Below are 23,734 nucleotides of genomic sequence, written 5' to 3' on the forward strand. Positions count from 1 at the left end.
AGGGAGCAGCTGATGAATTTCCACGAGGTGAGATTTCCCGCCAGCCTGAGCTTTGGCTCGGTCGGCGGCCCGGAACGGCGCACGGACATCGTGACGCTGGCCAATGGTTTTGAAGAGCGCAACACGCCCTGGGCCCATTCGCGCCGCCGATATGATGCGGGGTTGGGGATGCGTTCGCTGGACGATATCGAGACATTGATTTCCTTCTTCGAAGCACGGCAGGGCCAGATGTTCGGCTTTCGCTGGAAAGACTGGTCGGATTTCAAATCCGGCAAGGCCTCGGCGGACACCAGTTTCGGAGATCAGGTGATCGCCAAAGGCGACGGAACACGCACTGAATTCCAGTTGATCAAGACCTACCAATCGGGCGGAGTAAGCTATGCGCGCCCCATCGTGAAACCGGTATTGGGGACGGTGCGTCTGGGGCTGGATCAGGATGAGGTCCGCGAGGGCGTGGATTTTGACGTTGATCTGACGACGGGTAAGGTCACGTTTGCGGACCCGCCGCCGGAAGAAGTCGATATCACCGCGGGTTTTGAATTTGATGTGCCGGTGCGTTTTGACACCGACAAAATCCAGACCAGTGTGGCAAGTTTCCAGGCCGGCGACGTACCGAACGTTCCAGTGGTCGAGGTGCGCATCTGATGGCTGAAGATATACAGGGCCTGCACGCGCATCTGCAAAGCGGGTTGACAACGGTCTGCCGCTGTTGGGCGATCAAACGCACGGACGGTCAGGAATACGGTTTCACCGACCACGACATGGAGCTGAGTTTTGACGGGTTGACCTTCAAGGCCAGTACCGGTCTGACGGCCGCTGCCATCGAGCAGGCTACGGGCCTGTCCATCGACAACACGGAAGCGATGGGCGCCCTGTCTGATGCGGCCATTCGCGACGAGGATATCGCAGCGGGGCGCTTTGACGGGGCCGAGGTGCGCGCCTGGTTGGTCAACTGGACAGATCTGGATCAACGCGTCCTTCAGTTCCGGGGTTCAATTGGTGAGTTGCGCCGCTCTGGCGGCGCGTTCCATGCGGAATTGCGTGGCCTGACCGACTTGCTGAACCGCCCTTTGGGGCGCGTTTACCAAAAGCCTTGCACGGCTGTGTTGGGGGATCGGGCCTGCCGGTTCAACACCGACACGCCGGGGTATTGGTTCGACGGTGTGATCTCGGGTTTCGATGGCGGCACCCTTCTGCATGTCGCAGGAGGCCAGACCATTGAAGAAGGCTGGTTCGAACGGGGGCGCGTGGATGTTTTGTCCGGTTCTGCCAAGGGGTTGTGGTCTTCGATCAAGAACGACAGGCAGACGGCAACCGGGCGGGAGATCACGCTTTGGTCCGGCTTCGGGGCAAGCCTGGCGATCGGCGACAGTGTGAAGCTGCGGGCAGGATGCGACAAGCGCATGGAAACCTGCCGGTTCAAGTTCAACAACTTTTTGAATTTTCAAGGGTTTCCAGATCTTCCGGGCGAAGACTGGGTCATGGCTGTTCCCAAGAAAAGCAAAGCCAATAGCGGAGGCAGCTTACGGTGACAATACGTAGAGAGGATATCGTGACAGAGGCGCGCAAATGGCTTGGAACGCCTTATGTGCATCAGGCCTCGGCCAACGGTGCCGGTGCGGATTGTCTGGGCCTGTTGCGCGGCGTTTGGCGCGCCGTGATCGGGCGGGAACCTGAATCCGTTCCGGCCTACAGCATGGACTGGTCCGAACCGCAGGGTGAGGAACGGATGTGGGTGGCTGCCAGGCGGCATCTGGTCGAAAAACCAATAGGCAAGATGACTTCGGGGGATGTTCTGCTGTTTCGGATGCGCGACGCAAGCGTCGCCAAGCATCTGGGCATCGTCAGTACCACGCACCCCGAGCCCCGCTTTATTCACGCGTATTCCGGCCACGGTGTGGTGGAAAACGCACTGAGCAGGCCTTGGTACCGCCGTATCGTTTCCTGTTTCGAATTCCCGATGGAGATGCATTGATGGCCACTATTCTTCTTTCTGCAGCCGGGGCCGCGCTGGGCGGTTCGATCGGGGGCACGGTTGCGGGTCTATCAACCGCAATTATCGGTCGGGCCGTTGGTGCGACGGTCGGGCGGGTCCTTGATCAGAAGTTCTTTAACCAGTCCGTTATGGGCAGCGGCAGTGAAGTCGTTGAAACCGGCCGTATGGATAGGTTTCGGTTGACGGAAACCGGCGAAGGTGCGCCGGTGACCACCGTGTTTGGCCGTATGCGTGTGGGTGGTCAGGTCATTTGGGCTTCGGATTTTCTGGAGACCCAGACGACCACCACAGAGGGTGGCGGCGGCGGGGGCAAGGGGAAACCCAAGACCCCTGAGGTGACTACGGTCACGTACAGTTACTCGATTTCGATGGCGATTGCGGTCGGCGCCGGTGAGATTGTCGATGTCGCGCGCATCTGGGCGGATGGAGAAGAACAAGATCGATCCAGCCTCAACATGCGGGTTTACCATGGTACGTGGGATCAGTTGCCGGACCCGCTGATCGAGGCGATTGAAGGCGCGGGAACAGTTCCAGCGTATCGCGGAACCGCCTATGTCGTGATCGAGGACTTCCCGCTCGGCGCTTTCGGCAACCGGGTGCCGCAGTTTTCATTCGAAGTTGTTCGCCCCACGCAGCGGGACATGCCCGATCATGACAGTGCATTGCCTCAGATCGTGCGCGGGGTCGCCATGATACCGGGGACCGGAGAATATGCTCTGGCCAGCTCTCAGGTGAATTATTCACAATCTGGTAAAAGCTGGCCTGCAAACGCACATTCCGCGTCAGGCACCTCGGATCTTGTCTCCTCGACCCGAGCGCTGGAAAGCGAGTTGCCCAATTGCGATGCTGCATCATTGGTGGTGTCGTGGTTCGGCGATGACCTGAGATGCGGACATTGCAAGATCCGGCCAAAGATCGAACAGCGCGAGAACGACAGCAGCGATATGCCCTGGATCGTATCTGATCAGGCCCGAAGTGACGCCGGGCTTGTGGTGCGACAGAACGACCGCCCGGTCTATGGGGGGACTCCGGCCGATGCGGCCGTGGTCGAGGCGATCCGGCATCTGAACCAATCCGGCAAACGGGTGATGCTCTACCCATTCATCCTGATGGAGCAATTGCCGGGGAACGGGCTGCCTGATCCCTGGTCGGATGCGTCAAGTCAGCATCACCTGCCATGGCGTGGGCGGATCACCCTCGATGTGGCGCCGGGGCGTCCGGGTTCTGCGGACCAGACGGCATCGGCCGATGCACAGGTCGCCGCGTTCTTCGGAACAGCACGTGCACAGGATTTTGCGATCAACCAGGATACGAACGGATCGGGCGGCACCGGCAGTGGCTCGGGTGGTCTGGTCAGGCCCAGACCGGGTGGTCGGCCTGACGATAGAGGGGATACCGGTTTAACTTGGGTCTCCGGGGGCGGTACCTTTGGCGGGCTGCTGGGGGACAGCGGTGTCACGGCCAAAGAAATCATCACATATTCCGGCCCTCAGGAATGGAGCCTGCGGCGTTTCATTCTGCACTATGCCATGCTGTGCAAGGCTGCCGGCGGCGTTTCGTCGTTCTGCATCTCGTCCGAGATGCGTGGCCTGACGCAGATCAGGGGGGCTTCGGGCTTTCCGGCCGTTGCGCAGCTTCGCGCCTTGGCGGCCGAGGTGCGTCAGATTCTGGGGCCGGACACGAAAATCGGCTATGCAGCGGATTGGAGCGAGTATTTCGGATACCAGCCAAAGGGCACCAGCGACAGGTATTTTCACCTCGACCCTCTTTGGGCGGACGACAACATCGATTTCATCGGCATCGACAACTACATGCCGTTGTCCGATTGGCGTGACGGTGAACATCATCTGGACGCCGAGGCCGGCGCGCCTTCGATTTACGACCTGGGGTATCTTCGCAGCAATATCGAAGGCGGTGAAGGGTATGACTGGTACTACGCCTCTCCGGAAGAGGCGGAAGCGCAGATCAGGACTCCGATCAAAGATCAGGGGTATGACGAGCCGTGGATCTGGAGATACAAGGACCTGCGCAACTGGTGGTCGAATCCGCATCACGAACGGATCGGAGGCGTGCGTCAACCCAACCCGACCGATTGGGTGCCCGCATCGAAACCGATCTGGTTCACCGAGTTGGGGTGTGCGGCAATCGACAAGGGCACGAACCAGCCGAACAAATTCCTGGACCCGAAGTCATCGGAATCGTTGTTGCCCGCGTATTCAAACGGGCTGCGCGACGACTTCATTCAGGTTCAGTATCTGACGGCGATGCTTGGCTATTGGAGCGATCCGAAGGTCAATCCGATCTCGGACATCTACGGCGCGCCGATGCTGGACATGGCAAACGCTTATGTCTGGGCATGGGATACCCGTCCGTTTCCGACCTTTCCGAACTTGAAAAGCCAGTGGGACGATGGCGAGAACTATCCCAGAGGGCACTGGCTGAACGGTCGGTCCGGGTCTCGCACGTTGGCCTCCGTGGTGACCGAAATCTGCCAAGGTGCAGGTGTCACGGATATAGACGTCTCTGGTCTGTACGGTGTGGTCCGCGGGTATGTCATCGAAGACGTGACGAACGCTCGTTCCGCCTTGCAGCCGCTGATGCTGCGCTATGGGTTTGATGCGATCGAAAGGGATGGAGTGTTGAAGTTCCAGATGCGCGACGGGTATGGCGCAGTTGCCTTGAACCCCGATCATCTGGCGATCAGCAGCGATCTTGAAGGGACGGTCGAACACCGGCGTGAGGCCGAGGCCGAAATGACCGGGCGCGTTCGTCTGCGCTTTGTTCAGTCGGACGCGGATCATGATGTCGTCGCGGAAGAGGCGGTTTTGCCCGATGATCGCACCCATTCCGTATCCGTGAATGAGATGCCTCTGTCCATGACCCGCGCCGAAGGGCGGCAAACGGCCGAACGTTGGTTGAGCGAAGCCAGAGTTTCCCGCGATACGGTTCGGTTTGCGCTTCCGCCGTCTCAAATGCACCTGGGGGCAGGGGATCTGGTTCGTTTGACAGATGCTGAAACCGGGCCGGTGTACCGGATCGACCGGTTGGAATCCGCCGACTTGCAACTTGTTGAAGCGGTCCGGATTGAACAGGGCGTGTACAAAGCGTCCGAATTGAATGACGACCCGGCAACGCTCAAACCATATGCGGCGCCGGTCCCCGTGCTGCCGGTTTTTCTGGATCTGCCCTTGATCACGGGGGCCGAGGCCCCTCATGCGCCTTATCTGGCCGTTACCGGAGATCCATGGCCCGGGGCGGCAACGGTCTATTCCTCGTCCAGTGACGATGGCTATCGCCTGAGCGACGTCATTGCCCAGCGGGCAGTGGTCGGCGTGACCGAAACACCGCTGAGCCGCGCCAGTGTCGGTGTCTGGGATGAGGGCCCTGCCTTGAAGGTCAAACTGCTTGCAGGTCAGTTGGAATCCCGCCCGCGCAGCTCGGTGATGAATGGCGTCAATCTGGCTGCAATCGGTGACGGAACACCCGGTAACTGGGAGGTTTTTCAGTTCGCTGACGCGGCGCTCGAGACCCCGGATGTATACGCGTTGTCCGGGCGGCTCAGGGGTCAACTGGGAACAGACGCCTTGATGCCTGATGTCTGGCCGGATGGATCGGTATTCGTGCTGCTGAATGACAGGGTGCAACAGATCAGCCTGCTGCGAAACGAAAGGCGTCTTGCCAAACATTATCGCATTGGGCCTGCGACCCGCGGCTATGATGACCCGTCCTATCAACACCTGATTGCCTCGTTTGCAGGCAACGGATTGCGCCCCTATGCGCCTGTGCACATGCGGGTTCGGTCTGGTACCTCCGGGGATGAGCTTACGTGGATCCGACGTGCCCGAACGGATGCGGATGACTGGTCGGGGCTGGAGATTTCCCTGGGCGAAGAAACCGAATCCTACCTGGTCCGTGTCGTTGCGGGTGGAACCGTTCTGCGTGAAGAACTGACATTCGAACCAAGGTGGACCTATTCGACGGCCATGAAAGCGGCGGATGGTCTGTCCGGGGGCTATGAGGTCGAAGTGGCCCAGGTATCTGCTGTATTCGGACCGGGTGCCTGGTCGCGTCTTGCGGTTGGGCAAGCTGCCTGATGCGGCCGGTTCTGCATGGAGATGTCAGTGCTGCGGCGCGCGCCTTGCTGGCCGTGCCGCAGCCGGACAGGGGGGCTTTGTGTGTGCGGATGATCCACGAGGCGGAATTGGCCGATAGGCATTTGGAGCGCACGGGCAAGCTCCACCCGGTTTACGGCAATGGTTCTCTCATGGCCGTTGCGCGAAACAGGGCCCTGGCCGATGAACCGGGGTTTGACGATCTGCAATATTGCCAGTGTTTTGAGATGGTTCTGCACCAGCTTGCGAGATTTCAGGCTAGCCGGACGCGCAGCTGACGCATTTGCTGGCGGCCAGATCCAGAGTCAGCCGCCCATCCGGAATCCGCTCGCCGCAGTCTTCGCAATATCCGAACTCGCCCGCTTCAAGCCGGTCCAACGCGGCCAGAAGCCGGCGTGTTTCCACATCGCGATTGGCCTGCTGTGCCTTGGCCATGGCCTGATTTTGCAGCGCATCCATGCGGCTCAGCCGTCCAACGGCCTGTTGATCCAGCTCGACAACAGCCTGAGCCTGCTGCCCCGACGCTGACATCTGCTGCAATTCCGCCAATCGTTCGCGAATTCGTGTTTCGAAATGGATGCGCTCTGACTCATTCATTTTCGTTACATGACCGATCATGGGTTTGCGTTTGGTCTTTTTGCCACTAAATGGCATTCTAGGCGCAGCAAAGGATCAAAGCCATGTTCGAAAAGCGCAGCCATGTGACACCGGTTGATCCGGTCTGGACCCGTATCACATCCGAGGCCCATGCGGCCGTCGAGAAAGAGCCCCTCATGGGGGGGCTCGTGCACGCCTGTATCCTGCATCACCGCAGCCTTGAACGCGCGCTTTCATATCGAGTGGCGGCGAAGCTGTGCTCGAACGAAATGTCGATGATGGTTCTGCGTGAAATCGTGGATGAGGCATATGCCGACGATCCGGGTTTGCTCGAAGCTGCTCGGGCGGACCTTATGGCCGTTTACGAACGTGACCCGGCCTGTCATCGGCTGTTGCAGCCGATCCTGTATTTCAAAGGGTACCAGGCCATGCAGGCATATCGCGTGGCCCATTGGTTGTGGCGCAAGGGGCGCTATGATCTGGCCTATTTCTTCCAGATGCGCTCATCCGAAATTTTCGGGATCGACATTCACCCGGCAGCCAAAATCGGCAAGGGCATCATGATTGACCATGCCCATTCCATCGTGATTGGCGAGACGGCAGTGGTGGGTGACAACGTGTCGATGCTGCACTCGGTGACACTGGGCGGAACCGGCAAGGAAGAAGAAGACCGTCATCCAAAAATCGGAGACGGTGTTCTGATCGGGGCCGGGGCCAAGGTGCTGGGCAATATCACCATTGGCCATTGCAGCCGCATCGCCGCCGGTTCGGTGGTGCTGCAAGAGGTGCCGCCCTGCAAGACCGTCGCCGGTATCCCCGCCAAGATCGTGGGGGAAGCCGGGTGCGACCAGCCTTCGATCTCGATGGATCATATGCTGGGCAAGGATCAGTAACAGTTCAGCGAGAGCGGTTGGCGCGTTTGTCCAACCGCTTGCGCCGCCGTTCTTCCCTTTTTTGTTTGCGAAGCTCCTGCCGTCTGTCCTGTACGGCTTTGTGCCGGGCAATCGCGGCCGGATCGTTTGGCTTGAACTTTGAATGCTCACCCGGATAGCCGTTGGGCTTTGCCATGGCACATTCAGGTGCCGTGGCTGCGGGTATCGCCAAAACACTCAGGCTGAGAATGAGATTTCTTGAGAGCATCGCGCACCTGCCTTCCGTCTGCTTCTAAAGGAAGGAAGTGGGGCGCTTGGATACATCGGGCAATCGGTGCCCCGATCACGCAAGTTCAATTCAGTGCAAACACTTGAGGCTGCCCGCGCTCCGGCTGTCCGGGGCACGGGCATCATTCGGGTCGTCAGGCCAGCATGACCATCGGGTTTTCCAGGTTGTCGACAATAGCCTTGAGCAGTTCTGCCCCCAGCGCGCCGTCGATGACGCGGTGATCGACGGACATGGTAACAGACATTACGGTCGCCACCGTCAGTTCTCCATCATCCCCGACAACGGGCTTTTTCACGCCGGTGCCCACCGCCAGAATACCGGCATGAGGCGGGTTCACGATGGCGTCGAAATTGTCGATGCCGAACATGCCGAGGTTCGAGATGGCAAACGTGCCACCCTGATACTCGTGCGGTGCCAACTTGCGCTCGCGGGCACGGGCGGCGAGATCCTTCATCTCGGTCGAAAGCGCCGACAGAGATTTCATGTCGGCGTCCTGAAGAACCGGGGTGAACAACCCGCCCTCGATCGCGACCGCTACGGCCACGTCCGACGGCTTGAGTTGCAACACGCGGTCGCCCGCCCAGACGGCGTTGCAGGCCGGAACTTGCTGAAGCGCGTTGGCGACGGCCTTGATGATGAAGTCGTTGACGCTCAACTTCACACCACGGCCTTCCAACTGCTTGTTCAACTGGCTGCGGAACTTCAGCAGCGCATCCAGCTTGATGTCGCGGCGCAGGTAGAAATGCGGGATGGTCTGTTTGGCCTCGCCCAGACGCGCAGCGATGGTTTTCCGCATACCGTCGAGCTGAATTTCTTCATACTCGCGGCCCTCATACATCCGCGCGACCATATCGGCGGACGGTCCAGAGGCCGCCGCCGGTGCGGTCGCAGGCGCGGCCGCGGCGGCTGCCGGGGCAGGGGGCGTCGCAGTGGCCGTCGCGCCCTCGACATCCGCCTTGACGATGCGGCCATGCGGGCCAGAGCCTGTGATCTGTGCCAGATCGAGGCCTTTCTGCGCAGCGATCCGTCGGGCTAGAGGGGAAGCAAAGATACGACCGCCATCCGCCTTGACCGGAGCGGCCGGCGCAGGGGCAGGGGCGGGCGCCTCGGACGCCGCAGGGGCGGCGGCCTCGTTGCCCGCGTCGGCTGCGGGGGCAGCCTCCGGGGTCTTGGCCGGGGCCGCGGCGATGTCATCGGCGCTTTCGCCATCTTCCAGCAAAATCGCGATGGCGGTATTGACTTTGACCCCTTCGGTGCCATCGGGGATCAGGATTTTGCCGACGATGCCTTCATCGACGGCTTCGAACTCCATCGTGGCCTTGTCGGTTTCGATCTCGGCTAGCAAATCGCCGGAGGAGACGGTGTCGCCTTCCTTGACCAGCCATTTTGCAAGCGTGCCTTCCTCCATGGTCGGCGAAAGGGCGGGCATCAGAATTTCGGTGGGCATCTGTCTGTCGCTCCTTACCGGTAGGTCACTTGTTTGACGGCTTCGATCACCTCGTCCGTAGTGATTAAGGCCAGCTTTTCGAGGTTCGCGGCGTAGGGCATAGGAACATCCTTGCCAGTGCAGTTGATGACCGGCGCGTCGAGATAATCGAATGCTTCCTGCATCACGACGGATGAGATGTAGCTGCCGACCGAACCTTGCGGCCAGCCTTCTTCCACAGTCACCAGACGGTTGGTCTTCATCACCGAGTTTATGATCGCACCGGTATCCATCGGACGGATGGTGCGCAGGTCAATCACCTCGGCGCTGATGCCGTCTTCGGCCAGCCTGTCGGCGGCTTCTAGCGCGTATTGCATGCCGATACCGAAGCTGACGATGGTCACGTCCGAGCCTTCGCGCCAGATGCGCGCCTTGCCCAGCGGCACGGTCAGGTCATCGACCTGTGGCATGTCGAAAGTGCGACCATAGAGGATTTCGTTTTCCAGGAAGATCACCGGGTTGGGGTCGCGGATGGCCGATTTCAGCAGGCCCTTGGCGTCGGCTGCCGAATAGGGCATCACCACCTTCAGGCCGGGGATCTGCATGTACCAGGCGGCATAGTCCTGGCTGTGCTGGGCAGCCACGCGCGCGGCGGCGCCGTTGGGGCCGCGGAAGACGATCGGACAACCCATCTGACCGCCGGACATGTACAGCGTCTTGGCGGCCGAGTTGATGATCTGGTCGATCGCCTGCATCGCGAAGTTGAACGTCATGAACTCGACGATCGGTTTCAGCCCGCCAAAGGCCGACCCGACGGCGATACCGGCGAAACCATGTTCGGTGATTGGTGTATCGATCACGCGCTTGGGGCCGAATTCGTCCAGCAGACCCTGGGAAATCTTGTATGCGCCCTGATATTCCGCGACTTCCTCGCCCATAAGATAGACGTCTTCGTCGTTGCGCATTTCTTCGGCCATCGCGTCGCGCAGAGCTTCGCGAACGGTTTCGGATTTCATCTCGGCATCTGCCGGCCAGTCGGGCGACAGGTCGACCACCGGCGCAGCGGGGGCCGCAGCGGCAGGAGCGGGGGCCTCGACCGCCGCAGGGGCGGCTTCGGCCACCGCTGCGGCTGCGGGTGCAGCTGCGGTCACGGCCGACGCGTCTTCGCCTTCCTCGACCAAAACCGCAATCGGGGTGTTCACTTTGACCCCTTCGGTGCCTTCGGCGATCAGGATCTTGCCGACGATGCCTTCGTCGACAGCTTCAAATTCCATTGTCGCCTTGTCGGTCTCGATTTCGGCCAGGATGTCACCGCTGGATACGGTGTCGCCTTCCTTGACCAGCCATTTGGCCAGCGTGCCCTCTTCCATCGTGGGCGAAAGGGCGGGCATGAGAATTTCGGTTGCCATGTCTTATTCGTCCTCTCAGGCGTAAATGTCGGTCCAGAGCTCTTCGACGGCGGGCTCGGGGCTTTCTTTCGAGAATTCGGCGGCTTGGTTCACGATCTCTTTGATTTCCTTGTCGATCGCCTTCAGGTCATCCTCGGTCGCGTGTTTGCCGGTCAGCAGCAGTTCGCGCACATGTTCGATCGGGTCGCTTTGTTCGCGGACTTTCTGAACCTCTTCGCGGGTGCGGTACTTGGCCGGGTCAGACATCGAGTGGCCGCGATAGCGGTAGGTCTTTACCTCAAGAATGTAAGGGCCCTTGCCGGCGCGGCAGTGGGCAACGGCCTTTTCACCAGCGGCTTTGACGGCCAGCACATCCATTCCGTTGACGATCTCGCCGGGGATGCCGAAGGCTTCGCCGCGCACATAGATATCGGGTGACGAGGTCGAACGCGCCTGCGCTGTGCCCATGGCGTATTGGTTGTTCTCGATCACGAAAACCACGGGAAGATCCCACAGGGCGGCCATGTTGAACGTCTCATAGACCTGACCCTGGTTTGCGGCACCGTCGCCGAAATAGGTAAAGGTCACGCCGCCATTTTCCTTGTACTTGTCGGCAAAAGCCAGACCGGCACCCAAAGGCACCTGCGCGCCGACGATGCCATGGCCCCCATAGAAGTGCTTTTCTTTTGAGAACATGTGCATCGAGCCGCCCTTGCCCTTGGACAGGCCGCCTTCGCGCCCGGTCAGTTCGGCCATCACGCCGCCCGGGTCCATGCCACAGGCCAGCATATGGCCGTGGTCACGATACGAGGTGATCCGCTTGTCGCCGTCCTGTGCTGCCGCTTCGAGCCCGACAACAACCGCCTCTTGACCGATGTACAGGTGGCAGAATCCGCCGATCAGGCCCATGCCATAAAGCTGACCCGCCTTTTCTTCGAATCGACGGATCAGAAGCATCTCGCGGTAGTATGTCTTAAGTTCTTCCGCAGAAACATTTGGTTTCTTTGTGGTTTTTCGCGCAGCCATAGTGGCGATCTCCCCCTTTCGGCAAGATAGTTTAGCGTTAAACTATCTCATAAAGCATTTGGGGCTTTCTGGCGAGGGGAAATGTGACGCAGCGTCCGCGCGGGCGTGGCGCACCCGACAGGCAAAGCGGTGCGACGATGGTCCGAAGGCGTCCGGCAGCCCAAAAAGGATCAGCGGATCACGATCTCATCCGCCCGGATCATGCCAAGAACCGAACGCGCCTGCTGATCGAGCAGGTCAAGATCCAGATAGGTGTCGGACAGGCGCCGAGTCAGGTTTTCCAATTCGGCGATTTGGGCATTCAGCTTTTCCAGGTCCTGTGACAGGGCGTCCCGTTCCGCAGCAATTTCGACCCGCCGAAACAGGCCATAGTCACCTTGTACGGCGGCAAACGTGAAATACACACCAAGCATGAAAGCCACCGAGAAGAAGATGATTGAGCCCAAACCGGGCCGATGGGAACGGGACACTCTGTTTACCGCCGTATGAAAACTAGCCTCAAAAACGTGCCCTTTGCGAGCATCTGAAAACACTATGTCACAGGTGATTCGGGTTGTGAATCCCCTGTTTCGATTTTTTCATCAGTAATTTAAGCGCGTCCTGATCCGCGTCAGCGCCATGATTCCAGCGCCTGATTTCGCGCGACGGTCTGTTCTTTCATGCAGGTCCAGTAGAACATCGGCGCAGCGCTGCCGCCGCCCGACAATTCCGTGTCACAGGTTACGTCTCGGGCCTTCAGCCAGGCGCGTTGTTCGGTCAGAAGGGCATCACCGTCGCCGCGCGCATCGGTTGCGGGCTTGATCTGTGCCCACAGCCGGTTGAGTTCACGATCAGCGGCCTCCCATTGTTCCTTGGCGCAGAAATTGGCGTCAAGCTGGGTTTGGCCGCTGCAACTGGATTGAGCAGCGGCAGAGCAGGGCAGGTTCATTAGGACAAGAAGGTAAACTGGCTTCACGGTAATATCCCCCGTTCAAAAGGGGATACTACCATGGACCATATCAGGCGATCAAAGGCGGCAAGCGGTGCTTACTGATCTAGCGCTGCGACACCGGGCAGCGTTTTGCCTTCCATCCATTCCAGAAACGCGCCACCCGCGGTCGAGATATAGGTGAAGTCCTTGGCGGCACCCGAGGCGTTCAGGGCAGCAACCGTGTCTCCACCTCCGGCGACCGAGATCAGCTGGCCCGAACGGCTGAGCGCGGCCGCCTTCAAGGCGGCGGCATTGGTGGCGGCGTCGAACGGTTCCAGTTCGAATGCGCCCAGCGGTCCGTTCCAGATCAGGGTTTTGCTTTTTTCGAATATCTCGATGATCGCGGCCACGCTTTCGGGGCCAGCGTCCAGGATCATGCCATCTTCGGGGCATTGATCCGCAGGCAAAACCTGATGAGGGGCGTTGGCTTCAAACGTTTCGGCAACCACGACGTCACGTGGCAGAACGATCTGACAGCCGGTGCTTTCGGCTTTGGTCAGAATTTCGGCTGCGGTGTCTTTCATCGCAGTTTCGGCCAGCGATTTTCCGACACTGACACCTTGCGCGACAAGGAACGTATTGGCCATGCCGCCACCGATCACCAGATAATCGACCTTGTCGATCAGGTTGCCCAGCAATTCCAGCTTGGTCGAAACCTTGGCCCCGCCCACAACCGCTGTTACGGGGCGTTCGGGCGCGCCTAACGCGCTTTCCAGTGCCTGCAACTCGGCCTGCATCAAACGACCGGCACAGGCGGGCAGCAGGCGCGCGATGGCCTCGGTCGAGCTGTGGGCCCGGTGCGCCGCTGAAAACGCGTCGTTGCAGTACACGTCACCCAGCCTGGCCATACCTGCGGCCAGATCGGCATCGTTCTTGGTTTCCGCAGCGTGAAAACGCGTGTTCTCAAGTAACAGCACCTGGCCGGGCTGCAACGCCTGCGCCGCCAGTTCGGCCTCGGTTCCGACACAGTCGGCGGCAAACAGGACTTTGGTGCCAAAAGCGCTTTCGAGGGTCGGAACCAGTTGCTTGAGCGACAGGTTCTCGTGCCGCTCTCCTCCGGGGCGACCGAAATGGGCCAGAAGGATCGGTTTGCCGCCTGCGGCCAGAATGTCGCGCACCGTCGGCACGATTCTCTGGATGCGGGTGGCGTCGGTCACAACACCGTCAACCACGGGCACGTTGATATCCACACGCACAAGTACGCGTTTGCCGTTCAGGTCCATATCGTCCAGTGTTTTCCAGCCCATTGTGCGATCCTTGTCATTGGCAAATGATTTAGGCGGTTCTTTTCCTGCAATTTGCCCTCAGGTCAATGCGTCACTTGGCATTCGTACGCGTGCGTCATAGGTATTTGCGCAAGATAAACGACAGGAGGGCCTCATGGCCGAGATCAAGGATCCCGAAAACACGATCATCATCGAGCTGAAAGACGGCAATGTCGTCATCGAGCTGCTGCCGGATGTGGCGCCTTTGCACAGCGCGCGGATGAAAGAACTGGCCCGCAGCGGAGAATACGACAACGTGGCCTTTCACCGAGTGATCGACGGCTTCATGGCCCAAACCGGTGACGTGCAGCATGGCGACATGGAAGATGGGTTCAACCTGCGGATGGCGGGGACCGGCGGTTCGTCGCTGCCGAACGTACCGGCAGAGTTTTCCAAACTGCCCCATGATCGCGGCACTTTGGGCGCCGCCCGGTCGCAGAACCCGGATTCGGCCAACTCGCAGTTCTTCATCAACTTCAAGGACAACCATTTCCTGAACGGCCAGTACACCGTTTATGGCCGCGTCATCGAAGGCATGGAGCATGTGGACGCGATCGTACGTGGCGAGCCGCCTGCGAACCCCGACCGCATGATCAGCGTCAAGGTGGCCGCAGATGTATAAGCTTGCCGCCGCCTTTGCCCTGCTGGCAAGCCCGGCGCTGGCCAGCGGTTTGCAGATCGAGGTCGAAGGGGAAGGGGCCAATGGCACGATCTCCATCGATCTGTTCGAAGATGTCGCGCCGAAGCACGTGGAACAGATCACGGCACTGGCTGCGGACGGCAAGTATGATGGTGTGGTGTTCCACCGCGTGATCGAAGGTTTCATGGCCCAGACCGGCGATGTTCAATACGGCAATTCCACCGCGAACGGCTTTGACATGCGGTATGCCGGGCGTGGTGGGTCAGACCGCCCGGATCTGCCGGCCGAGTTTTCTGACCTGACCTTTGATCGTGGCGTGGTCGGCATGGCCCGGTCGCAGAACCCGGATTCAGCCAATTCGCAATTCTTCATCATGTTCGAACCCGGCCCGTTTCTGGATGGCCAGTACACCGTGGTCGGTCAGGTGACCGACGGTATGGACGTGGTGGATGCAATCAAACGGGGGCATTCCCAGACCGGAGCGGTTACGGGACAGCCCGACGTGATGAAAAAAGTCACCGTCACCGAATGAACCGAAACAGCCCGGCGTTCCAAAGAGCGCCGGGCTGTTCCTTATGGTCGATTGAACGAAACTCAATCGTCTTGTGACATCGCTTTCCAGATGACCGCACCGATCGCGCCGCCGATCAGCGGGGCCACCCAGAACAGCCACAGCTGTGACAGGGCGGGGCCGTCGGCAAACAGGGCGACGCCTGTGGACCGGGCCGGATTGACCGAAGTGTTGGTGACAGGAATTGATACCAGGTGGATCAGGGTCAAGGCCAGACCAATTGCGATGGGGGCGAAACCGGCCGGCGCCTTGTCCGAGGTTGCACCCAGGATGATCAGGATGAAGAAAGCGGTCATCACGATTTCGATCACCAGAGCGGACATCAGAGAATACCCTCCGGGTGAGGCCTCACCATATCCGTTGGACGCAAATCCCCCGACGCCGGCGAAGTCGGGCGCACCGCTGACGATCAGATACAGAACCACTGCGGCGGCGATTGCGCCGATGACCTGAGCGATCCAGTAGGGCAGCAGATCCTTTGCCGGAAACCGTCCGCCGATCATCAAGCCCAGGCTGACCGCCGGATTGAAGTGCCCGCCCGAGATATGGCCAACCGTGTAGGCCATTGTCAGAACCGTCAGGCCGAAGGCGAAGGACACGCCAAGCCACCCTATGCCGACATCTGCAACGCCCGCTGCCAATACGGCACTGCCGCAACCTCCGAGAACCAGCCAGAAGGTGCCGAAGAACTCGGCCAGTAGTTTTGATGACATGAAATTTCCTCCACAATGCAATGCGCTTAAGCGTAGTTCATAAATTAACTTTTGTTAAATTGTGCCGAACGGGGAATTTTCCCGGCACCCTCGCACCAGGGGTCGCAAAGCCCTTAGTGCCATTGAGAAGGGTCCAGGTGAAACAGCTTGGACAGTTGCTTGTAAACCTCCGGGTCCGACCTGCGCAGGGCCTTTGGTCGCTCAAAGAACACTTCAACCGAAACGGCGAAAAACTCCTCGTGCCCTTCCGCGCCATAGGGGTCGATTACGGTTGGCTGCCCGGATTCGACGGCGCGGACATGCGCGTCATAGGCTGTCAGGAATGCGGATTCCCATTCTGAAAAGCTTTGGTCGTCGCTAAGTACGGGCACTCCGTTGGCCGACCCTGTCAGATCGTCGATCTGGTGTGCAAATTCGTGAAACACAACATTTTGGCCGTCATGATCGTTCATGGCCCCGCGCTGGCTATGCGCCCAGGACAGGATCACCGGGCCGCGGTTCCAGCTTTCCCCTGTGCGCACGATTTCCTTCTCGGTGACGACATAGCCGCTGTGCCGGCTCTGCCTGGATTTGAATGCGCTGGGATAGATCAGGATGGTGGTCAGATTGTCATACCAGAGATTGGTATTCACAACCAGCAGACAGGCTTGCGCGGCGATGGAAAGTTGCATGTCTTCGGTAACGTCCAAGCCGTCACACCCAATAAATTCAACCTGATCCAAGAACAAGTTGATCTTGCCCTCCAGCTTTGCGCGCAGGCCCTGCGGCAGCTTTCGCAAGATCGGAACCTGAGCGTCGACAAGCTGCCGTTGTCTGTCAGCCAACGGCGCGGCCAACAGGGCGTGGCGCGCCTGTCGTTTGGACCAGAAGTAAAAGGCCAGACCTGCGGCAATCACCGCAACAAGTGTCAGAAAAATCAACATGGCCCGACCCTAGCGTGATCCCGGCGCGATCAAAACAAGTTTCCCGGGTACAGGCTGCGGCGCAAAAAAGAAACGCCGCGGGTTTCCCTGCGGCGTTTCCGATCTGACCTGATGGGTCGAATTACTGTTTGACGTCTGCTGCCGGGTTCGATCCGGCTTTGGCGCTGCGGCCCGGATTCAGCGGATCGTCCTGGCGCTGTACAGACCCTTCGAAATGCGCTCCGCTTTCGATGGCGATGGTCTTGTGGATGATGTCGCCTTCGACACGTGCGGTCGATGTCAGACGCACCTTGAGGCCACGTACGCGACCCACGATACGTCCGTTGATCACGACGTCATCTGCGGTGACTTCACCTTTGATCGTTGCCGATTCACCAATGGTCAGAAGGTGAGCGCGGATGTCGCCTTCGACTGTGCCTTCCACCTGTATGTCACCAGAGGTTTTGATATTGCCAGTGATGTGCAGATCCGAAGACAAAACCGACGCAGGCGGCTTGGGCTTGGGTGCAGTGGCAGGTTTCGACTCGGTCGGTGCAGGGGCCGCTGGGGTCGCCGGAGCGGCTGGTTTGGCCGCCTCGGGTGCCTTGGATGCGGGCTCGTTGATTTTGCTTTTAGAAAACATTTCTCGCAGCCTTGATGTAAGTCATTGGGTTTACGGGTTTTCCGTTCACGCGTACCTCATAGTGCAGATGCGTGCCGGTCGACCGTCCGGTGCTACCCATATCAGCAATATGATCCCCGCGCGAGACCCTTTGACCAACCTTCACGTTGATCTTGGTGTTATGAGCGTAAAGTGTCTCAATTCCGAATGCGTGCTTGATTTTCACAAGCCGTCCGAAACCGGATTGCCAGCCTGCATGGGTAACGACGCCGTCTGCGGTCGCAAAGATATCCGTGCCTTGCGGCCCTGCGAAATCGACCCCGTTATGCATCCGGCGACCACCGGTTTTGGGGTCGCGCCGGCTGCCATAGCCGCTGGTGAAACGCACGGCCGAATGTACAGGATTGGCAAAGGGAGCCTTTTCGGCCGCAAGTCGGTAAAGGTTCAGCTGATCCATCTGTTTCAGCAATGTATTCGCGCGGGCTTCCTCGGCGGACAACTCGTCCACCTCACCGCGCGTGCTAAGGGATAAAGGGGTCAGCGGACCGCCCATACCGCTGTATCCGCGCCGGACCTCTTCGATGATACGGTCTGTTGGCATTCCCGCCTGACGGAACATCTTGTCCAGCGGCTCGACCGAGATCACCATGGCCTCTTCCAGCTGCCGGAAAATCTCGTCGCTGCGTTCCTGCATAAGGCGAATTTCCAGCTCAAGATCATCGCGCTGGTCCAGTGCTTGCCGGGCGTCGGCGGCGATCTGATCGCGTTCCTCGGCCGTACGCGCCAGAGCGTCCGTCATGAAGGCCATCTGTACCGGCGCGCTGGAGGCCGTTACGTACATGTCTGTATTGCTGTTTTCCTGCTTCAGCGCCGCCAGTTCCTTCCGCGCATCTTCCCGCTGTTTCATGGTTGTGCGCAGCGTGGTCTGAATGACTTCGATCCCCGTCTCAAGTTCGCGACGGCGGTTTTCCGAAGCCAGCAGTTCGGACTGCATGGCGGATATCTGTTCCAGCGCGGCGTTGAATCGATCCTGAGCGGCGAGGGCTTCCTGCGCACGGGCGTCGCGTTCTGCGGACAGGACATTCAATCGTTCCTGATAGGTTGCCTGGTCGCGTTTCGCCTGTTCCCGGAAGTTGCCCGAACCGATGCTGTCCATAAGCAGAATGGCAGTTGCGACCGCGGTCCATCCGACCATGACGGCAACACCGGCCACCGCGACCACCTGCGTTTCCGAGCTGAGACGGATAAAACGTGTATCTTTGTCAGACTTCAGAAAAACCCGGCGTTCCGGAAAGTACCGTTCAAATGCGGAGTGTATTTTTATTGCCAGACGTGTTCGCACGCGTCCTACCTCTCATCCCCAAGATCGGGACCGGTTGTGAGTGCCGGCCGCTCCTTGGGCCGACTGCATAAAGGGCAGGCAGCGTTCGGGCAAGTTTGTTGATCAGTCTGGCGCCAACTGCGTAGAAATCCCCCAAAGATCGGCGGGAAATTGCCGAAAAGCATGTTGAGGCGTCAGTTGGTGATATCGCCGGGCGCGGGTAGGTCTTCGGTCAGCGGCCAGTAGAAATCGGGCGGCAACCCGGCCTCGGCCCGTTTTTCCTCGTTGAAGGGTGGTTTGAGGACGCCGTGGAAATACCGGCGTACCAATGCGTGAAACACATCCTTGGGGTCCGTGTTTTCCCGGCCGCATAGGAAGTGAAACCACTTGGACCCATAAGCGACATGGCCGACTTCTTCGGCATAGATCACCTCAAGCGCCGCGATGGCCTGCTCAGACTTGGCCTTGCGAAAAATCTCGATCATGCCGGGGGTCACATCCAGACCACGCGCTTCGAGAACCATCGGAACGACCGCAAGCCGTCCCATCAGGTCGTCTGCGGTGTCTTCGGCCGCGCGCCACATGCCCGCATGGGCGGGCAAGGCGCCATAGTGGCTGCCCATCTGTTCCAGACAATCGCAGACCATCTCGAAATGGTGCGATTCCTCTTCGGCGCATTTTACCCAATCGTCATAAAACCCGATCGGCATCGGCACATGGCCAAAGCGGGCAATGATATCCCAATGCAGATCGACGGCGTTCAGTTCGATATGCGCCACGGCGTGCAAAAGGGCGATGCGGCCCGCCTCGGTGCCCGGTTTGCGCTTTGGCACTTCGCGAGGAGACAGGAGTTCTGGCCGTTCCGGGCGCGCGGGTCGCAGCGGGGGTGACGCCGTCCCGATCTCGATCGGGGGCGCGTCGCCCTTGCGCGACGCAAACCACGCGGCGGCGTGCTGTTTGGACAGGGCGGTCTTTTCCCGACCTTCCGCCGTTGCAAGAACTTCGGTCGCCATCTGAGTCAGCGATTTTGACACCATTATTCTCCGCCTGGTTGATCCTGTGGCTCTTAAACCGGATGGCGACCGTGGTCGAGGGCGTTACAGCGCGCGCACGGCTTCCAGCACCTCGTCTACGTGACCGGGAACTTTGACCTTGCGCCAAACGCGGGCAATTTTGCCTTCGGGATCGATGATGAAAGTCGAACGCTCAATCCCCATCGACTTGCGCCCGTACATGTTCTTTTCGACCCACACGCCGTAGTTTTCACAGACGGTCGAGCTCTCATCCGACAACAGCGGTGTGGTCAGCCCATGCTTGGCGACGAATTTGTCATGTTTGGCGACGCTGTCGCGCGAGATGCCGAAAACTTGTGCGCCCGCATCGGCAAAGGCCTGAAGTTGTTCCGAGAAACCGATGGATTCCTTGGTGCAGCCCGGCGTATCATCGCGAGGGTAGAAAAACAGAACCACGGTGCTACCGCGCAACGCCGAAAGCGTCACCTCGCCGCCGCCGTCGCGCGGCAAAGTGAAGTCAGGGGCGATGTCTGAAACGTCGGGCATTGGAAACTCCGCTAAAGGTTTTTAAAGGCTGCCTGATATCATAGGGCAACGCGTGCGGGTTGGAAGGCGTGGATAGCAATTTGAAGCAGCACGAAGACGACGACGGAGCACAGCCCGTTAAGCCCGCGCGCCGTCGGTCTCGCCGCCGGGCCGCTGGTCTGTGGGCCATGCGCGGCACTTTCGTGCTGGTACTTCTGGCGCTGTTCACCGGTTTCATGGTTGTCGGACAACGAATGCACGCCCCCGTCTGGCTGCGGGACAGGGTCGAGGCGCGGCTTGAACAGGCATTAGGCGGGCTGCAAATCCGGTTTGGCGATGTCAGTTTCATCATTCACGAGGGATGGCGACCCCGTCTGCGTCTGACCGATGTGGCCATCAGCGACGCTGAGGGTCGGCAAATTGCGCAGGTGTCCGACATGCGCGCCAGTCTGGCCATGCGCCCCTTGTTGCGGGGGCACGTTCGCCCCAAAAGAATCATTCTGAGGGGTGCGCAGATCGCCGTGACCCGAGACGAGGACGGGGCGCTGAGCCTTACGGTCGGGTCCGGCAGCGCACCGGTGCAGGAGGCCCCGAACCTGGCACAGCTTATCGAGGCTTCGGATCAGGTTTTCCTGTCTCCGGCGCTATCGGCGCTGACCTCGGTCGAGCTTGATGCGATCACACTGGATTATCGCGATCTTAGGCAGGGGCGGTCCTGGATTCTGGACGGTGGGCATATTCAAGCCAACCGAAGCGGCAACGAAGTGCGCTTGGCAACCGGGTTTTCGGTTCTGGCGGGGCGTGACTATGTCAGTGCCATCGAGGCCAATTACACAAGCGTTCTGGGCACACCTGCCGCACAATTCGGAATCTCGGTCACCGATCTTCCGGCCGAGGACATCGCAGGCCAAACGCCCGCCCTTGCCTGGTTGCAGGTTCTGCGGGCCCCGATCTCGGGTGCCTTGCGCGGTGGTGTCGACGAAAACGGAGCGATCGGAACTTTGTACGCCACGCTGAATCTGGGGGCGGGGGCGGTGCAGCCAAACCCGGAAACACGCCCGGTTCCCTTCGAATCCGCGCGCACCTATTTCACCTATGACCCCGAAGGCCAGATCCTGAATTTCAACGAGGTTTCGGTGGCCTCGGCCTGGGGTGAGGTTCAGGCTGACGGAAAGGCGTATCTGGAAGGTGTGGAAGATGGCGTGCTGGAAAGCCTGTCTGCACAGTTGCAGCTGACCGGTATCAACGTAAACCCGGCAAACCTGTTCCCGCAACCTATTCAGCTTTCGCGGGCCAGCCTGGATTTCAAGATGGCCCTCAACCCGTTCCAGCTGCAACTGGGTCAGATGACCATCGAAGATCCGGGACACACGGTGCGTGCCTTTGGCGTCCTGACCGGGCGGCCGGATGGCTGGGCCGTCAAGCTGGACGCACATCTGGATCAAATGACGTCGGACAAAGTTCTGGGATACTGGCCCGAACGTCTGGCCCCGAAACCGCGAGAGTGGGTGACCGAAAACCTGTACGAAGGGGTTCTTTCGGATATGGACTTTGCCCTGCGCCTGCTGCCCGGATCGAAACCGGATCTCTATCTGGATTTCGGGTTTGAAAAGGCGAAGATCCGGTTTGTCAAAACGCTGCCGCCGATCGAAAGGGCGCAGGGTCAGGCCAGCCTGATCAACCGCAGGTTCACGGTGACCGCGCAGCAGGGCGTCGTGATTGCGGATGACGGCGGTGCTGTTGATGCGTCGGGGACGTCCTTCATCATACCCGACACGGATATCAAGAAATCAGCGCCTGCGATTGCGCGCATTCAGGCCAAAGGCAGCGTGACGGCCGCGTTGTCGCTGTTGGACCGGCCTCCGCTGGAGTTGCTCAGCAAGGCAGGGTTGCCCGTTGATGTGGCGAAAGGAACGGTGTCGCTGGCCGGAACCCTTTCCCTGCCCTTGAAAAAGGGTCTCAAGTTTGACGAGACCGAGTTCCATTTTGAAGGCCGGCTGGCAAACCTGTTCAGTGACCGCTTGGTGCCCGGATTTGACGTCAGTGCTGATCTTCTGGACCTTTCTGGTGATCAGTCCGGCGTTCAGATTCAGGGGCAGGGGCAGTTCGGGGACGTGCCGCTGACGGCGCTCTGGCGGCAGCCGATAGACGGCAAGTCTGAACAGCGAAGCACCCTGACCGGTCAGATCGAGCTGTCGCCGCGATTGATGGATGAGATCGGCGCCGGTCTGCCTCCGGGTATGCTGACCGGCAAAGGGATTGCAGATATCACGTTGGGGCTCGGCGCCGGGGTTGTCCCGAAATTATCCGTCACATCCGATTTGCAGGGGGTCGCGCTGGCCATACCCGAACTTGGTTGGAGAAAGGGGGCCAATTCGACCGGCTCTCTGACGGCCGAAGCGACTTTGGGGTCGCAGTTGAAGGTGGATAGTCTGCGCATAAATGCAGCCGGATTGCGTACATCTGCCTCCATTACGTTTCGTGAAAACGGCGAATACGACCGGGTTCGCTTCACCTCTTTTGACCTGGGCGATTGGCTGGCGGTCCCGGCAGAGCTGATCGGGCGCGGAAACGCCATGCCGGATATCCGTGTGCTTGGCGGCGTCCTTGATATGGGTCGCGCGAATTTCGGCGAAAGCGGCGGATCGGGCGGCGGGGGCGGCGCCGGGCCGAAACTGGACGTGGCTCTGGATCGCCTTCAGGTTACGGAAACCGTCGCGCTGACCGGGTTCCGGGGCGAATTTCAGACGACGGGCGGAATACAAGGGAACTTCACCGCGCAGGTCAATGGCGGCGCGCCGGTCAGAGGGCAGGTCAGCCCCAGAGGGAACCGAAGTGCTGTTGACCTGACGTCGCAAGATGCGGGGTCCGTGCTGCGATCGGCCGGAGTACTGACACAGGCGCGGGGCGGAGAAATGAATCTCAAACTCGAACCTGTGACGGCACCGGGTAGCTATGACGTGATACTGAAAATCACCAACACGCGGATAACCGACGCCCCGGCCATGGCGGCCTTGCTGAATGCCATCAGCCTTGTGGGCCTGTTGGATGAAATGGCCGGACAGGGTATCTTTTTTGCAGCAATCGACAGCCGGATGCGTGTCACCCCCACAGACATCAAAGTGCTCAGCGGCAGTGCCGTCGGCCCGTCGATGGGCCTGTCTTTTGATGGCACCATCGATACGGTGAACGGCTTGCTGAACCTGCGCGGTGCGATCTCGCCCATATACCTCCTCAACGCAGTTGGCAGCGTGTTTACGCGCAAGGGCGAGGGCGTCTTTGGCTTCAACTACACCCTGACCGGCCCACTTGCCTCGCCCAAAGTGTCGGTAAATCCGTTGTCCGGTCTCGCACCTCTGTTCCTGCGCGACCTGATGCGTGCCCCGGCACCCAAAGTTCAGGATGGTCCGAACGCAGTGCCGCAGAAACCGGATGAACCCAAACGCACATTTGGCTCATCCCCAAGTGACCGCTGACAGGATATGG

At 59.7% G+C, this 23,734-nt stretch carries 23 protein-coding genes; 9 read left to right on the forward strand and 14 right to left on the reverse strand.

All coding sequences use genetic code 11. The features are described from left to right. Nucleotides 1–12: 12 nt before the first annotated feature. From ACR0A2_RS01345 to ACR0A2_RS01365, 5 genes are read left to right on the forward strand one after another with little or no spacing between them, the layout of a single operon-like run. Entirely contained in the window at nucleotides 13–645 is a 633-nt protein-coding gene (locus ACR0A2_RS01345) for a DUF2460 domain-containing protein (protein WP_170343941.1), read from the forward strand. Further along, nucleotides 645–1,532, forward strand: coding sequence for a DUF2163 domain-containing protein (locus ACR0A2_RS01350; protein ID WP_480833823.1), 888 nt, complete (start codon nucleotides 645–647; stop codon nucleotides 1,530–1,532). The genes ACR0A2_RS01345 and ACR0A2_RS01350 overlap by 1 nt, the downstream gene beginning before the upstream one ends. Further along, nucleotides 1,529–1,975: an NlpC/P60 family protein gene (locus ACR0A2_RS01355; protein ID WP_480833824.1), complete on the forward strand. Its 447-nt coding sequence runs from the start codon at nucleotides 1,529–1,531 to the stop codon at nucleotides 1,973–1,975. The genes ACR0A2_RS01350 and ACR0A2_RS01355 overlap by 4 nt, the downstream gene beginning before the upstream one ends. After that, complete coding sequence (locus ACR0A2_RS01360) at nucleotides 1,975–6,090, forward strand: baseplate multidomain protein megatron (RefSeq protein WP_480833825.1); 4,116 nt, start codon at nucleotides 1,975–1,977, stop codon at nucleotides 6,088–6,090. The genes ACR0A2_RS01355 and ACR0A2_RS01360 overlap by 1 nt, the downstream gene beginning before the upstream one ends. Beyond that, on the forward strand, nucleotides 6,090–6,386 hold the full coding sequence (locus tag ACR0A2_RS01365) for a DUF7742 family protein (RefSeq protein WP_152458306.1): 297 nt from the start codon (nucleotides 6,090–6,092) through the stop codon (nucleotides 6,384–6,386). Before ACR0A2_RS01360 ends, ACR0A2_RS01365 begins: the two co-directional genes overlap by 1 nt. Here ACR0A2_RS01365 and ACR0A2_RS01370 read toward each other — a convergent pair. Then, nucleotides 6,367–6,705 (reverse strand): TraR/DksA family transcriptional regulator, encoded by a 339-nt coding sequence (locus ACR0A2_RS01370; protein ID WP_480833826.1) that lies wholly within the window; start codon nucleotides 6,703–6,705, stop codon nucleotides 6,367–6,369. The two genes, ACR0A2_RS01365 and ACR0A2_RS01370, sit on opposite strands and share 20 nt — an antisense overlap. Nucleotides 6,706–6,788: 83 nt before the next feature. Between ACR0A2_RS01370 and cysE the strand changes: the two genes are divergently transcribed. Beyond that, nucleotides 6,789–7,598, forward strand: a complete 810-nt coding sequence (gene cysE / locus ACR0A2_RS01375) for a serine O-acetyltransferase (protein ID WP_152458304.1) — start codon at nucleotides 6,789–6,791, stop codon at nucleotides 7,596–7,598. 4 nt (nucleotides 7,599–7,602) lie between these two features. On the opposite strand, the gene ACR0A2_RS01380 is transcribed toward cysE, so the two are convergent. The 7 genes from ACR0A2_RS01380 to ACR0A2_RS01410 all read right to left on the reverse strand — a co-directional run bounded on the left by ACR0A2_RS01380 (nucleotide 7,603) and on the right by ACR0A2_RS01410 (nucleotide 13,923). Next, entirely contained in the window at nucleotides 7,603–7,773 is a 171-nt protein-coding gene (locus tag ACR0A2_RS01380; RefSeq protein ID WP_171328032.1) for a hypothetical protein, read from the reverse strand. Nucleotides 7,774–7,999: 226 nt separating this feature from the next. Next, entirely contained in the window at nucleotides 8,000–9,313 is a 1,314-nt protein-coding gene (locus tag ACR0A2_RS01385) for a pyruvate dehydrogenase complex dihydrolipoamide acetyltransferase (protein ID WP_480833827.1), read from the reverse strand. Between the two features lie 14 nt (nucleotides 9,314–9,327). Then, nucleotides 9,328–10,701, reverse strand: a complete 1,374-nt coding sequence (locus tag ACR0A2_RS01390; protein ID WP_171167663.1) for a pyruvate dehydrogenase complex E1 component subunit beta — start codon at nucleotides 10,699–10,701, stop codon at nucleotides 9,328–9,330. A gap of 15 nt (nucleotides 10,702–10,716) precedes the next feature. Then, nucleotides 10,717–11,706, reverse strand: a complete 990-nt coding sequence (gene pdhA / locus ACR0A2_RS01395; RefSeq protein ID WP_171115415.1) for a pyruvate dehydrogenase (acetyl-transferring) E1 component subunit alpha — start codon at nucleotides 11,704–11,706, stop codon at nucleotides 10,717–10,719. 170 nt (nucleotides 11,707–11,876) lie between these two features. Then, nucleotides 11,877–12,176 carry an FtsB family cell division protein gene (locus ACR0A2_RS01400; protein WP_171115419.1) on the reverse strand — a complete coding sequence of 100 codons (300 nt, stop codon included), beginning with the start codon at nucleotides 12,174–12,176 and terminating at the stop codon, nucleotides 11,877–11,879. A 140-nt stretch (nucleotides 12,177–12,316) separates the two neighbouring features. Next, a complete protein-coding gene (locus tag ACR0A2_RS01405) occupies nucleotides 12,317–12,661 on the reverse strand; it encodes a lysozyme inhibitor LprI family protein (RefSeq protein ID WP_171639291.1) in 345 nt (114 codons plus the stop codon). Between the two features lie 71 nt (nucleotides 12,662–12,732). Further along, entirely contained in the window at nucleotides 12,733–13,923 is a 1,191-nt protein-coding gene (locus ACR0A2_RS01410; RefSeq protein WP_480833828.1) for a phosphoglycerate kinase, read from the reverse strand. 133 nt (nucleotides 13,924–14,056) lie between these two features. Here ACR0A2_RS01410 and ACR0A2_RS01415 point away from each other — a divergent pair, with 133 nt between their 5' ends. Then, entirely contained in the window at nucleotides 14,057–14,563 is a 507-nt protein-coding gene (locus tag ACR0A2_RS01415; protein WP_152458298.1) for a peptidylprolyl isomerase, read from the forward strand. Continuing rightward, entirely contained in the window at nucleotides 14,556–15,113 is a 558-nt protein-coding gene (locus ACR0A2_RS01420) for a peptidylprolyl isomerase (RefSeq protein WP_171639293.1), read from the forward strand. The genes ACR0A2_RS01415 and ACR0A2_RS01420 overlap by 8 nt, the downstream gene beginning before the upstream one ends. 62 nt (nucleotides 15,114–15,175) lie before the next feature. Here ACR0A2_RS01420 and aqpZ read toward each other — a convergent pair whose 3' ends face one another. The 6 genes from aqpZ to ACR0A2_RS01450 all read right to left on the reverse strand — a co-directional run bounded on the left by aqpZ (nucleotide 15,176) and on the right by ACR0A2_RS01450 (nucleotide 20,269). Then, complete coding sequence (gene aqpZ / locus ACR0A2_RS01425) at nucleotides 15,176–15,865, reverse strand: aquaporin Z (protein ID WP_171167669.1); 690 nt, start codon at nucleotides 15,863–15,865, stop codon at nucleotides 15,176–15,178. 113 nt (nucleotides 15,866–15,978) lie between these two features. Continuing rightward, on the reverse strand, nucleotides 15,979–16,788 hold the full coding sequence (locus tag ACR0A2_RS01430) for a M90 family metallopeptidase (RefSeq protein WP_480833829.1): 810 nt from the start codon (nucleotides 16,786–16,788) through the stop codon (nucleotides 15,979–15,981). A 121-nt stretch (nucleotides 16,789–16,909) separates the two neighbouring features. Then, the gene (locus ACR0A2_RS01435) at nucleotides 16,910–17,410 is read right to left on the reverse strand and encodes a bactofilin family protein (RefSeq protein WP_117868644.1); all 501 of its coding nucleotides are present in this window, start codon (nucleotides 17,408–17,410) and stop codon (nucleotides 16,910–16,912) included. Continuing rightward, nucleotides 17,400–18,731, reverse strand: a complete 1,332-nt coding sequence (locus ACR0A2_RS01440) for a DUF5930 domain-containing protein (protein WP_171167673.1) — start codon at nucleotides 18,729–18,731, stop codon at nucleotides 17,400–17,402. The genes ACR0A2_RS01435 and ACR0A2_RS01440 overlap by 11 nt, the downstream gene beginning before the upstream one ends. A 173-nt stretch (nucleotides 18,732–18,904) precedes the next feature. Then, complete coding sequence (locus ACR0A2_RS01445; protein WP_480834450.1) at nucleotides 18,905–19,723, reverse strand: ferritin-like domain-containing protein; 819 nt, start codon at nucleotides 19,721–19,723, stop codon at nucleotides 18,905–18,907. A gap of 84 nt (nucleotides 19,724–19,807) precedes the next feature. Then, nucleotides 19,808–20,269 (reverse strand): peroxiredoxin, encoded by a 462-nt coding sequence (locus ACR0A2_RS01450; protein WP_480833830.1) that lies wholly within the window; start codon nucleotides 20,267–20,269, stop codon nucleotides 19,808–19,810. 80 nt (nucleotides 20,270–20,349) lie between these two features. On the opposite strand from ACR0A2_RS01450, the gene ACR0A2_RS01455 reads away from it, so the two are divergent. Beyond that, nucleotides 20,350–23,724: a YhdP family protein gene (locus tag ACR0A2_RS01455; protein WP_480833831.1), complete on the forward strand. Its 3,375-nt coding sequence runs from the start codon at nucleotides 20,350–20,352 to the stop codon at nucleotides 23,722–23,724. Nucleotides 23,725–23,734 lie beyond the last annotated feature (10 nt).

The sequence above is a fragment of the Ruegeria sp. H8 genome (genome assembly GCF_056532905.1).